Source organism: Intestinirhabdus alba, assembly GCF_009711095.1.
Classification (GTDB): Bacteria; Pseudomonadota; Gammaproteobacteria; order Enterobacterales; family Enterobacteriaceae; genus Intestinirhabdus; species Intestinirhabdus alba.
Genome location: NZ_WMJZ01000030.1, coordinates 39,567 through 51,109, shown reverse-complemented (window position 1 = coordinate 51,109; position 11,543 = coordinate 39,567). Strand labels below are relative to the sequence as shown.

Sequence of the window (11,543 nt, the reverse complement as noted above, 5' to 3'; positions counted from 1 at the left end):
CCTGACGGCGAAGCCTTTGCCCGCGAAGCCTATGAGGCCCCACAGGGGGGAGTTGAGGAAATGATGGCCACTATCTGGTCCGAACTGCTGGGTGTACCGCAGATAAGCCGGCATGACTCATTCTTTGCCCTGGGAGGGCATTCACTGCTGGCTATAAAAATGATTGAAAGTGTAAGAAGGCAGGGATACTCAATGAAACTTAACGACGTATTTGAGTATCCGGTATTAGCTAGGCTTTCTAATAAAATAATAGAGGTGAGGACTGACTATCATGGGGGGGCTATTCCTGTCAGGAGTTATGGGCGGGGAATGCCATTGTTCTTTGTTCCCACTACATCAGGTGATTACTCATATTCTTACTCTTTAGCTGAAGATATTGATAGACCTGTTTATGTACTCCCTTGGCCGTCAATACATACTTTTGATGAGCAGAAAATAGGGGAGGTTGTTAATGACATGATCAATGCTTTGAAAGTCATCCAACCTGGCGGTGAATATAGCATCATTGGATACTCATCTAGTGGAGTAATAGCTTATGCTATCGCTGAAGAATTGATTAGGCGCGGTGAATCAATAGCTCATGTTGGGCTCATTGATACCTATTATCCCAGGTATCTTAAATCATTGATAACCAATGTTGAAACATCGTTTGTTAATGATGTAATTGACAACAACTCTGATGATTTAGAGTTTATTGATGAACTTTTAAGGCTCAAAGAAAAGTATAAACTTAGAGAAATAATTTCTTTGGTTCGTGAGAAATATGGCGAAATTAAAAATATGTCAGTGGATGTCGAGGCGAGACAGTGGGAATTAAGACACCATATGGAGGTTGAAATAGCATTGTATACACCGTCGACAATATCTGTTCCAGTATATTTATACTATGCAACAGAGGATTACATCCCCTTATCTATTGAGGCTAGATATGTTGAATATTTAAAAAATATACCTACAGACTTAGGTTGGAAGGCGATAGTTCCATCTGGATGCTTTAATGCTATACCTGTAAGTGGAAATCATATTTCCTTGATTGCTAATAAATCTCATCGTAAACAGTTAGCTTCTAAACTAAGCAGCATCTTATAAAAATTTGTAAGTATCCCAAGAAGGGTATCTATAGATTTCGAATAAGATGATTAAGGATAGTGTCCACTTATTTTAAGAGGACACTATCATCTTTGAATTAGAAGTTACTTGACAGACGTCTCTTGCGGGGAGTTTACTTTTGGTGAGTTCAGTGATCTTACCCACGTATTGTGGACACAGCCCTAATGTAAATAGAGATAACTACTGATAAACCAACAAGTTGTTGACTCAGAAAGCAAAAACCCCCGCCGAAGCGAGGGTTATAAATGAGTGGTGCCGGACTCGGAATCGTAGTTTGTGTTAACAGTATGAAATAAATGTAGAATAATCATAATCACCTTAAGTATACCAACTAATGTACCATCAGTTTATAAGTGTGATTGCAAATAAAGTCAATTATATTCAATTAGTTATGACAACATGCCCTGCCAAATCTTACTGAACAATCTTCAAGTCTGGACTGATTGTTCCGATGCTTTTCCCTGCTCTATTCAATAGATTACCGTCATCAAATCCGATATGTTTACTCATAACATATCAAAGCGATAAGTAAAGCCAGAAGGATAGATGCCACATGACCAAAGCGGAGATCGCCAGCGCTGTTAATGAGTGGTTCAACATTGAAAATTACAGCGTCCTGCAAAATTTGACAGTGGAGCAGCTTTTCCAAGAGATAGAGAACAGGATTGTCGCTTACCGCATGGGGCAAAACAGTGGGGAGTTGCCTCCTGAAAGCCGTCGCAGGCATCAGAACTATTACGAAGAACTGATTGAAGGTAAGGTCGTGTTTGGTGATGTTTTCGGGGGGCCAGAAAAAAGACTGTCTTCCAGCTATGCCATCAAGCCTGTCACACATCAGGAGCTATGGGAGGTGGCGGGTTATGTGGCTGCTTTCGATAAATACGTTAACCCGGAAGGAAAACCCCTACCTCATATGGAAGTCTCGCATTATCTGAAGGAAGCCGGGGTAAACAACGAAGGGTTGATGCTTGTTCAAATTAATCTGGCAGAAACATCACCCGAAGAAATCATCAATCACCTGAAAGTCATGGTTCCTGAGTGGAAACAGCAGCTACAGGCTCCTGAGCCTCCAGCCAGAGATTTTCGCTTTGGGGTCAGCAACCTTAAAAAAATACTCGATTACAATATTATCCCCATCATGGACCTGCTGTACTGGGCGCAGGATGAAGAGGTCAGGATTGGTATGCCACAACTGACCAGCTTTTTATACCCTGATGAGTTTAAAGACGGTATCCGTGATGTTGATAAGGTGAAGTCAACAGATCATCCTCTGGCAGTTAAGTATCTGACAAACCTTGCTCACTATCGCTCTTTTGTCGATTTTACATATAGATACGACGACAGAAGACACTGGAAGGTTCAGGATCTCATCACTGACGAACTCGGTGAGGACTGACATTCCCGGAGGCGGTGTGTTGCGCAATGCGGATATCGCCTACATTCACTCAACCTGAACATACCCTATTTTTATCCTCCCAAAAATCTGCGTAAAAAACTTCTTCTCGAACGTCCCTCTTAAATCACAAGAAAAACCCATACAATTATCTCATCGAACAACACAGGAGATAAATATGGTTCAAATCAAAACAGATAAACATCCCAAGCTTATTCGTTTACCTGAAGTAATGAGCAGAACTGGATTCGGGAAAACATGGATATATGAGCTTATTAAAGCGGGTTGCTTTCCCGCACAGATAAAAACAGGTGTGAGAGCAATCGCCTTTATTGAAAGTGAGGTGGATGCGTGGATTGAACGAGCTATTCAGGCATCACGAAAACAAGCAGTTTAACAAATATTATCCATATAATGATCTAAGGAGGTTTTATGTAAACATAAGAAAATAAAACTGTTGTAAATAATATCCCTTACCAAAATCATACAGATTTCTGTAGGGGGACGTTCAATTAAAAATAAAGAAGGAAATAAAAATGAGTAAAGCAATAACAGAAGTCCACGAAATCAAAGTTTACAATGAATCTACCAGATTATTCCTTGTAAAGTCATTTTATTGCTATGAGCTTTATATCAGTAATATGCAGGAATACATGGGCGATAGATTTGTTAAAATGGTTGAAGACAGAATATATATGGATGAGGTTTTTGACAAGGTAATAGAAAACAGTAAGGAAGGATTTAATAAGTTTCTTAAGGAGTGTAAAAGCTCAGGCTCTCTCAGAGATGTTTTATTTGATGAGGTCAAAGTGAATCTGAGACATATGCACAACGTTATTTTTAACTCAAACTAATGGTCATGTGATCAGTATATGGCCCCGCAAGGGGCTAATAATCAACTTAATAAAGGAACATTTAAATGAATGATAATATTGCAATATCAGTAAGTCTGCTATGTGAGCAAACACCTGAAATACTCTGCACCATCCAAGCAAGCGTCAGTACGTTCATTGCGCTATGCGGGTATTCAGCCGAGGAAGTAATGGATGATGAAAACCTGACAGATGCGTTGAACAGTTATGTTAATAACGAACTGGTCAGTGAAATGGATTTAAGATACGGATCAGTGATCATTAATCTGGTTTATAAAAAGTAGTTATCTGTTTATCCCTATTCCGGGGCTAAATAAAATAAGTCAAACAAATATGTAAAAATGAGGATTAATTATGTCTAAAGAAACTGTAGTAACAAATAAGTCTACACAGCTGTTCCTTGATCTTGCTATAAGATCGTTAGAGGCAAGCTGGAAACTTTTTCAGGAGATAAATGGAGATGGAGACGCTAATGATTATCTTGATGATCCTGACTTTATGAGTCCATTCATAATGCACGTTATTGACCATATTCAGAATAACTTTGAGAAGTTTACGACCCAAGAAGGAGATTACGGTGATATTAAGGAAGTTAACTTTGAGCAGATTGCTGCTCTGTTAGTGTGGCATTCAGAACGATTCAGAAAATAAGTTTTAATGTTGCCCCGCAAGGGGCTAACTAAAAAACAGTAAATAAAAACAGGAGCCAAAAATGGTTGATGAATTTCTTGTAATGTATATGTACAAAAAAATCCAAGCCGAAGCTCAGGCAACAGATATGAAAACACTGGAACGTTTATTGAAGAAGTTCCGCAAAGTTGTTGCGGAGCGTCGGGAAGAATACTATCAGGAGATTGGTGAGAAGAAGGCTCAAAAGCTAAGGGCAGAAAGATTACAACGGTTGCTTAAGAAAATGGAGCGTGATCGTGTATCACCACATGAGTTATAAAATAAAACCACCATATTGGTAATATACTGCCAGTATGGTAGTTTTATTTTAGATAGAAAATTTTCGGCGCTTTGTTGCTGATGCATTAAAATCAGAAGATATATCTGAAAGTTGCTCAAGACTCTGTTCAACAGAACGCTGGAACTCAATAGCAGCTTCTGTGCGCTGTTTTATGACCAGAGCGACGAGTTCATCAGGGCTTTTCTCAAGTAATGACTTTCGGTAGATAATGGACTCTTGTACTTTTTCAAGCTTTCTTGATGCAAGGGCTGATGCGTGACTTACAGGGTTGAGTTCTTCAATAAATTTTTCGAGTAGTGACTTTTTCTTCCTGTCTAATCTCAGAAGTTCGGTATGTGCCGATTTAAATTTCTTGGCTTCACTCAACGGTGAACCATCGGTTCTTATCCTGCGATATTCATCTCTGTATTCAGTCATCGTTGGATATTTTTTTAATGCTTTAATGGTGTTCATGTATTGAATTAAATCATCATTGTCTAATTTTACTTTCCTCATATATACCTCGAAAAAATAGTGGATATATTTATATTACGAGATATAGTGTAAGTGTCAAATAAAACCGAGAAATAAGAATGATAATATTCAGATGAAAACTATATTCTTTCTTCTTGATCAATATCTTCAGGATAATCAACAAAAATGTCATCTTCTGAAACAGAGTCCCAGTCAATATCTTCGTCGGGAGTAGAAAGTAAAGGTTTATCATCTTCTTTATCGATTGTTTTCTCTACGTTATTTGTAAGTACCGTATCTTTATAAACGGTGACGAATACGTCTTCTATGCCTTCACTGGTCGTTCTCAGCGACTTCTTAACATATTCTTTCCTTGTGGCATTTAATGTTCTGTACTGGCCTTTCAGAAAGAGATTCGCGTTTATCATGGTATGCTTCCCTTCTTTGACCAGAATGCCTTTATTTATTAGCTTATTCCAGCATTTACATACGTTAGATTTGCTCATATTAAGCTCTTCTGCGAGTGCCGACTGAGATATACTGGCAATGAGGTTTCCATGCTGCATGAGTTTACATAAGCGGATCATTATTGTGTATTCTGCACCAGACATATTTTTCCCGATCTTTTCCAGATTATCAAGAAAAGCATGAACATAGGCTATTCCCGGTCGAATATCAGAGCTTCGCTCTTTTTTTACATTTACGGTTATTTTATCTTTTTTGTTTCTGTTATAAAAACTGTAAATCTCCAGTTTCTGTTTGTCTGTAAAATGATTTCTGTTGATATATTCTTCCACTTCTTCACTGCTGGAGGTCATTATTGTATTGTAATCAATGCTCATCGGTTATCCTTTTATTGTTATTATGTTTATTCTATATAATGCAGGATATACTTTTGTCAAAAATAAATGTGAAAAAAGGAAAAATAATACACTTTTGCGAAATAGTGTTCACTTCTTTCCGGGTGTTTTAACTATAAAAAAGTTTCCCCAGAAGAAATTTTGGTTTCCGTACAGGAAACTTCGGTTTCCACAGAAGAAACTTAAATTTCCGTACAGGAAACTTTTTCCGTGAAATCTCTTTTAAATATAATAGGTTACACATCCTTAATACTATAATATGTTTAATAACCTTAACGGGGAGTGTGCCGGTTAAATGGCACCGTCTATTTTTCTACTTTGTTTTTACTTGATTTTATGGACAGCAAGTGATTGTTTTATACAATCACGAAGCGCTGCTGATTTTTTATTAAATATACAATTGTTTTTCCTCTACGTTATAGCGGCTACGCCTCAATTCTTTATGGATAAATCCATCATTAACAGGGATGAACCCTGTTTCAGCAGTGTGATTGTCTTGAGCAATCACTAAGTGCTGCTTCTATGAATATAGTTTTCCTATGCGTTTAAGAGCAAATACTATATCTTTTAGTGCTAATGCTGTTATGAAATATAGGATCGAAAATATTTAATCATGAATAAAAGAATAGATGTTGATCCTTTTGGCTTTACCCTAAAACATAGCAAGGACCATTGTTAAATCGTTAAATATATTTTACAGAGTTAGGGCGTAGCCGTGCGTCAGCACATGAGCTTTAGCTCATAAGAGATATATATTTTCAAAAGAATAAGAAAAAACAGGTAAAACGTTTATTAAATGAGTTAAATTTGATTTTTGCCGATTCGATATGGTATTAAATAATAAAAAAGAAGGAAAATAAAGAATGAACAACATTAAGATTATTACGCTCTTTCATACAAATAAAAAAATACCATTTATGACTTGTATTGTTAAAGATGTTGAAGAGAATGAACAAGTAATAAAACTCACTTTGCAAAATGGTGATAATATTCATGTCAAAGATTATGACTATTTCTTCTTATCAGAATCAGCACATGAGTGTGATCAGGAACGAATGATTAATACATACAGAAGATTGATTTCTGAACTAAGCCAAGTTAGCGAAGAAACAATAGAGTCCTTAGTTCCGAAGATATCGAATAATATGAAAACCAATTTCCCGGCAAGCGGTGTGAGTGCTTTGGAAGATGATTGAAAAATCTGAATGGTAGCAACCATTCCATATGAAACAGCATATTAAAACATGCGTTGCATACAGGTTTTTGCAACACCATATCGGAAGATAGCTACGTTACCTGAGATCTAACAATCTCTGTCTGCGTAATGGTCGACAGGGTATTACCTGTTCCGACCTATACCTTTCTATCTCCATCCATGTGCAAACAGCTACTGTCATGGCTCTTCGTGCACATTACACCACTTATTGATCGATATGAAAGATCAATAAATTTCTTTTGATAGGTTCAAGCTATTGAATGAGCATCAATTGATCGGTGTTTTAATTGTTTATATCGATCGATTGTGCGTTTATGATAGCTTAAAACTATCAAATGATTTGAATTCGATCGATACAAACGATATGACGAACAGAAAAATAAATTGAATCCTATCAATTGATTAATGCTTTTTTCAGCCCAGAGAGACCAACCTATGGGTAGGGCTGTCTTTGACATAAAGTTTCAACACATTGGGGATAGATATGAAATTACGGATAGTGATGCCACTGGTACTGTCTGCTGCCGCACTAACAGGATGCCAGCAGCTCAACGACGGCGTGAATACAATTAATGGAGCAATCAGCTCGTCTTTGTCTTCAGTAGGTAAAGCGCTGGGGGGAACAGCCACCACTCAAAGCCTTGGCCCGGTATCGTCTGTATCTGGCCTTGGTGCTGTCTGCAAAGACTATGAAGAAAACGCAATGGCAGCAGAGAAAAAATGGACGGGAAAACGGATCTCAATCGCAAATGCGACTGTTCTTGAAGTTACAAAGGGCAGAAGTGCCAGCGATATGATGACGGGAATGCCCATGTCAACCCCTAACTATTACCTGCTATTCAAAACAGCCGATACAAGCTATTGTGGTGGTATGGTCTGGCTGGATTACTACTCTGGTATTGATGATGCAGTTCTTACCTATAAGAAAGGCCAGAAAGTCAGCGTCACCGGAACTGTAAACAATTTCGAAGTCCGTGGATTCGCTACCGTCAACAACGCCGATATGCCAGTTCGTCTGGTTGTTCTGAGAAACGGTACGATTAACTATTAACTCTGGGATAATACGATGCGTAAATTTTTACTCGTGGCAGGTCTTACTGCTCTTTTATCGGGATGCGGTGAAAAAGGTGATTTTGAGAAAGCGATCAACGCGAAAATATCACAATCAAAGCTGTGCTACTCACTACAGGACAATGACATTGTGTTCAATAAAGGTTTCCCCATCCGGGTTAATCACGGCTATCGTTCTGCTGGATACAGTGCCAGTGATGAAATCTTAAAAGGTCTGGCTAATCAGGGACTGCTTGATGTTTCTCAACAAGCTAATGGTTTCAGTAGTGTCGATGTTCTGGAAGTAACAGACAAAGGCCAAGAGGTTGAGTTTTGGGACCGTGAGAAAGGTGCCTGTGTCGGTCATCGGGCAGTTGCTGAGGTTAAAAGCTGGACTGAACCGAGTGAGGGTAATGGCGTTAAAATGACGCAAGTGACCTATACGTGGAAACTGGATGGTGTGCCGGGCTGGGTTGATAAAAATGCTTTCTCCGGCTTGAAAGGGATGTCTGAACCAGAAGAAGCCAAAATTGTTCTGGTGAAAACCAATAACGGTTGGGAAGCACGGTAATTACAGGAAGAACTCTATGAATTCTATCTATTGGGTGATTTTCATGGGACTGCTGATAAACATACCATCACTGGTTCCTGTGTTGTTTCTCCGTAAGATTCAAAAGAACGTGAAGATATCTATTGCGATCAGACTGTTTCTACTTAACGCTTTCTTGGTGCTGTCATTGGTGACGGTATCGCAGAATATTACGCAAAAATACGGGCTGTTTCCTATATGGCTGGTATGGGTTGCTATCGCTCTTTTTATGGTCACTCTGGTATCAACAGTTAAATTCGTGCGTAAGGATTTAACTGTTGGTAAAAGTCGGGCTGTTATCCTTTCATCATTCCTGATTGTCTATGCCACCAGATTTCATGCCGTGTTTTCAGATGTGTATGGAAGTGGATATACGCTTAACGGATATAACGCCACATGGACATTCTTCTTCTTGTTTTCCAGTCTGTTGGCTTATATCGGTTGCTCTGGGAGTAAAACATATTCTGGTTATTCTGCGTCGTCATCTGCACCACAATCAGATTATTTTAAGCCGAACAATGAATATAAAACACAATCTCAAATTGACTACGATATTGCGGTGAAGGGGCGGAGTGTTCTGTCTGATCCCAATCTGAGTATTGTTGAGCAGCAGCGTTATCGGGATGCTCTTGAGAAAAAAGAAAAAGAACATTGGTAACATATATTTATTTACTTAATAAAGCCGATTCCCATCGGCTTTGAAGTTTCTTATCTAAAGTTGGCCTTTTATTTTCTATATCCCGGTGGCCTCATACGTGGGGCTTTATCTTTTCTGGCATGTGGTATGAGATCCATGCGATGATCACTTTCCGGCTGTTCTTTCTCAGGACGGCTTGGGAAACGTCGAATCTCATCAGGTGTTGGTTTATAGTCATCTTGGTTAAACTTGGCTTTTTTCTCATATTCAGTGCGAGAGATATGACGGCCTAATACCTCGTCAAAGACGTAGTTTTCAGCAATACGTTTATCATGTTCCTCACTGATAAGATCATTTTGGGATTTGTTTGCTTTAGCCCATACAAACTTCTGCTTGAAAAAATCTATGACAAGAGTTGTGAAGCGTTTAAAAATATTATCCTGACGTGGAGTAGTCTGTTTCCTCTTAACACGTTCAGGGGCGCTTCTGGATGCCCTATTTTGGTTTTGAGAGGAGGATGTTTTCAGGATAGTATTTATTCCAGAACCAGAAATACCTACTGATGGTTTCTTACCTGCAACGACCTTACTGACTTTTGTTTTATCACGGTAAGATTTAACGCCACGCATACGAGTATGAGGAGCTGGTGCAACCAAAACAGGTCTTTGATTCTCATCAGTAGAAGAACCGGAGCGTGTTTTAGGTAATACGATCTCTTCTGGTTCAGCAAGATGTGTAATCGTAAAGCTTCTGACATCAACGACGATTTCGAGGTCAAGTTCGCTGAAAGTCTTGTAGACTTCAACCGCTTCCTGCTTGGCAGCATCACGAACAGCCTGTTCTGCTGCTCTTTGCTCTTGTGCTGCTTTACTACGCCATTTGGCACTATGGATACGCTTCATTGGAGGACGGTTTGTTTCAGCGGCTTTAGCAAGCCATAGCGCTTTTTCTTCATTATCTAAAGCAACCGCCGCTTTTTCTAATGCCTCTTCATGCTGGGCCTGAAGAGAACGATGGTCAATACGTTCTGACGAGCCAGCGGCAGCGAGGTAGCTGTTAGCCATCGATGCCCATGATTCACGCCATAAAACAGACATTTTTCTGTCGTTCCAGCTTCTTTCTTTTTTACCAAAACCTTCAGGGCCTATGGTTTTTAATGTCAACATAACGTGAGCATGAGGATTATCGCTATCAAGATCGTGGAAAGCGATATCGGCAATCATGCCTTTATCAACGAAATTTTTCTGACAATACTCAAGGACAAGTCTTTTCTTGTCGTCATTGTTTAACTCGGCAGGAATAGCAACATCGAAATAACGGGATGTTTGACCATTGTTCTGGCGCTCAACTTTTTCCACTTCATTCCACAATGCTGTAGAATCTTTTACGATGTGTTCTGGTGCGTTAGCTGGAGCTAATATGAAGTGCCCATATAAATCAGTACGGCGACTGTAATCATACGTATCACCTGTTCTTTCATCTGTTATACGTGTACGAGCATGATAGGCAGCCTTCGCAACGGAAGACCTGCCTTCTGAACGTTTCACAATTTTAAAATCAAGATGAAAAATAGCCATACAATAAAAAGAACCTCAATATAATTTTAAATAACAAACCAAAATATAACTCTCCAATGCGACTATGCTGGTTTTAGTTTTTCGCAAGAAAAACTCTGGTGTTGACGTTGACCTTGTTTCCGAAGGAAACGGTGTTAGCCTGCGGCAGGCAACCGTCGGTAGACCCCACACACTGCGTAGCAGTGTATAGGTGGGCATTGCTTTATTTTTATATCTCCTAAAGGAGCTAAAAATAACGACAATGTAAAAAGTTTTCCTATGGTTAAATAATAACGCTAGTTTTAATGTCTGTGAAATTAACAGGGTGGGAATCGGATAAACGGTTGAGGTAGGGGGATAATATTGAATATTTGGCTTTAGAGAACGCCCGCAAGGGCAAAATTAGTTAAATTAGTCTCCCGCCGTAAGGCGGGAAAGCAGAATTTAAGATAAATAGTGAAAATTAAAAATACTTTTATGTGTTGCACAATTCACAGGTTAAGACCAGAAATCAGAGTCAAAAAGCAAGAGGTAAAATTGTTTTCATTGATACAATAAAATAAGTAACGCGGAGAGTATCAGGTAATTAATGTTAGTGACTACATTCGTATGTGTTGCATGTTTTTATTTTGAGCTTACTGATATCATATTTTTAAAAACAAAACACCATTTTTTCGGGATGAATCCAATCATTAACAGGGATGAACCCTGTTCCAGCAATGTGATTGTTTTGAACAATCATCTCGCGCTGCGTAATTTAATCTGGAATAAAAAGTATTCAACCTTCTGTCTATGGTTTGACCTTTTCCTTTTTTAATTGTATTTCATATTTTCAAA

General features: G+C 38.8%; 14 protein-coding genes. 11 read left to right on the top strand and 3 right to left on the bottom strand.

Annotation, left to right across the window (positions count from 1 at the left end):
• The 7 genes from GJV78_RS18295 to GJV78_RS18265 form a co-directional block, all read left to right on the top strand.
• A partial coding sequence (locus GJV78_RS18295; RefSeq protein ID WP_230979182.1) for a thioesterase domain-containing protein occupies positions 1-1,089 on the top strand: 1,089 nt, incomplete at its 5' end.
• A 574-nt stretch (positions 1,090-1,663) separates the two neighbouring features.
• Positions 1,664-2,506 (top strand): DUF6387 family protein, encoded by an 843-nt coding sequence (locus tag GJV78_RS18290; RefSeq protein ID WP_061351358.1) that lies wholly within the window; start codon positions 1,664-1,666, stop codon positions 2,504-2,506.
• 175 nt (positions 2,507-2,681) lie between these two features.
• The gene (locus GJV78_RS18285; protein ID WP_000249902.1) at positions 2,682-2,900 is read left to right on the top strand and encodes a helix-turn-helix transcriptional regulator; all 219 of its coding nucleotides are present in this window, start codon (positions 2,682-2,684) and stop codon (positions 2,898-2,900) included.
• Positions 2,901-3,039: 139 nt separating this feature from the next.
• On the top strand, positions 3,040-3,357 hold the full coding sequence (locus tag GJV78_RS18280) for a hypothetical protein (protein WP_061351357.1): 318 nt from the start codon (positions 3,040-3,042) through the stop codon (positions 3,355-3,357).
• A gap of 65 nt (positions 3,358-3,422) precedes the next feature.
• Entirely contained in the window at positions 3,423-3,659 is a 237-nt protein-coding gene (locus GJV78_RS18275; RefSeq protein ID WP_000999357.1) for a hypothetical protein, read from the top strand.
• A gap of 70 nt (positions 3,660-3,729) precedes the next feature.
• Positions 3,730-4,026 (top strand): hypothetical protein, encoded by a 297-nt coding sequence (locus tag GJV78_RS18270; RefSeq protein WP_061351356.1) that lies wholly within the window; start codon positions 3,730-3,732, stop codon positions 4,024-4,026.
• A 61-nt stretch (positions 4,027-4,087) separates the two neighbouring features.
• On the top strand, positions 4,088-4,324 hold the full coding sequence (locus GJV78_RS18265; RefSeq protein WP_061351355.1) for an H-NS family histone-like protein: 237 nt from the start codon (positions 4,088-4,090) through the stop codon (positions 4,322-4,324).
• Between the two features lie 48 nt (positions 4,325-4,372).
• On the opposite strand, the gene GJV78_RS18260 is transcribed toward GJV78_RS18265, so the two are convergent.
• A complete protein-coding gene (locus GJV78_RS18260) occupies positions 4,373-4,840 on the bottom strand; it encodes a DUF4756 family protein (protein ID WP_001233361.1) in 468 nt (155 codons plus the stop codon).
• A gap of 98 nt (positions 4,841-4,938) precedes the next feature.
• Positions 4,939-5,640, bottom strand: coding sequence for a hypothetical protein (locus GJV78_RS18255; protein WP_116484567.1), 702 nt, complete (start codon positions 5,638-5,640; stop codon positions 4,939-4,941).
• An 881-nt stretch (positions 5,641-6,521) separates the two neighbouring features.
• On the opposite strand from GJV78_RS18255, the gene GJV78_RS18250 reads away from it, so the two are divergent.
• From GJV78_RS18250 to GJV78_RS18235, 4 genes are all read left to right on the top strand, one after another.
• The gene (locus GJV78_RS18250) at positions 6,522-6,854 is read left to right on the top strand and encodes a hypothetical protein (RefSeq protein WP_001059603.1); all 333 of its coding nucleotides are present in this window, start codon (positions 6,522-6,524) and stop codon (positions 6,852-6,854) included.
• A gap of 504 nt (positions 6,855-7,358) precedes the next feature.
• Positions 7,359-7,925 carry a hypothetical protein gene (locus GJV78_RS18245; protein WP_155109655.1) on the top strand — a complete coding sequence of 189 codons (567 nt, stop codon included), beginning with the start codon at positions 7,359-7,361 and terminating at the stop codon, positions 7,923-7,925.
• 15 nt (positions 7,926-7,940) lie between these two features.
• The gene (locus GJV78_RS18240; protein ID WP_155109654.1) at positions 7,941-8,495 is read left to right on the top strand and encodes a lipoprotein; all 555 of its coding nucleotides are present in this window, start codon (positions 7,941-7,943) and stop codon (positions 8,493-8,495) included.
• Positions 8,496-8,511: 16 nt separating this feature from the next.
• Positions 8,512-9,171: a hypothetical protein gene (locus GJV78_RS18235; RefSeq protein ID WP_155109653.1), complete on the top strand. Its 660-nt coding sequence runs from the start codon at positions 8,512-8,514 to the stop codon at positions 9,169-9,171.
• A gap of 68 nt (positions 9,172-9,239) precedes the next feature.
• On the opposite strand, the gene mobQ is transcribed toward GJV78_RS18235, so the two are convergent.
• The gene (mobQ, locus tag GJV78_RS18230; RefSeq protein ID WP_117098483.1) at positions 9,240-10,727 is read right to left on the bottom strand and encodes a MobQ family relaxase; all 1,488 of its coding nucleotides are present in this window, start codon (positions 10,725-10,727) and stop codon (positions 9,240-9,242) included.
• Positions 10,728-11,543 lie beyond the last annotated feature (816 nt).

Bases quoted from the DNA above. Each gene is read 5' to 3' on its own strand.
- GJV78_RS18290 (WP_061351358.1), top strand. From the start codon at position 1,664: ATGACCAAAGCGGAGATCGCCAGCGCTGTTAATGAGTGGTTCAACATT.
- GJV78_RS18285 (WP_000249902.1), top strand. From the start codon at position 2,682: ATGGTTCAAATCAAAACAGATAAACATCCCAAGCTTATTCGTTTACCT.
- GJV78_RS18280 (WP_061351357.1), top strand. From the start codon at position 3,040: ATGAGTAAAGCAATAACAGAAGTCCACGAAATCAAAGTTTACAATGAA.
- GJV78_RS18275 (WP_000999357.1), top strand. From the start codon at position 3,423: ATGAATGATAATATTGCAATATCAGTAAGTCTGCTATGTGAGCAAACA.
- GJV78_RS18270 (WP_061351356.1), top strand. From the start codon at position 3,730: ATGTCTAAAGAAACTGTAGTAACAAATAAGTCTACACAGCTGTTCCTT.
- GJV78_RS18265 (WP_061351355.1), top strand. From the start codon at position 4,088: ATGGTTGATGAATTTCTTGTAATGTATATGTACAAAAAAATCCAAGCC.
- GJV78_RS18260 (WP_001233361.1), bottom strand. From the start codon at position 4,840: ATGAGGAAAGTAAAATTAGACAATGATGATTTAATTCAATACATGAAC.
- GJV78_RS18255 (WP_116484567.1), bottom strand. From the start codon at position 5,640: ATGAGCATTGATTACAATACAATAATGACCTCCAGCAGTGAAGAAGTG.
- GJV78_RS18250 (WP_001059603.1), top strand. From the start codon at position 6,522: ATGAACAACATTAAGATTATTACGCTCTTTCATACAAATAAAAAAATA.
- GJV78_RS18245 (WP_155109655.1), top strand. From the start codon at position 7,359: ATGAAATTACGGATAGTGATGCCACTGGTACTGTCTGCTGCCGCACTA.
- GJV78_RS18240 (WP_155109654.1), top strand. From the start codon at position 7,941: ATGCGTAAATTTTTACTCGTGGCAGGTCTTACTGCTCTTTTATCGGGA.
- GJV78_RS18235 (WP_155109653.1), top strand. From the start codon at position 8,512: ATGAATTCTATCTATTGGGTGATTTTCATGGGACTGCTGATAAACATA.
- mobQ (WP_117098483.1), bottom strand. From the start codon at position 10,727: ATGGCTATTTTTCATCTTGATTTTAAAATTGTGAAACGTTCAGAAGGC.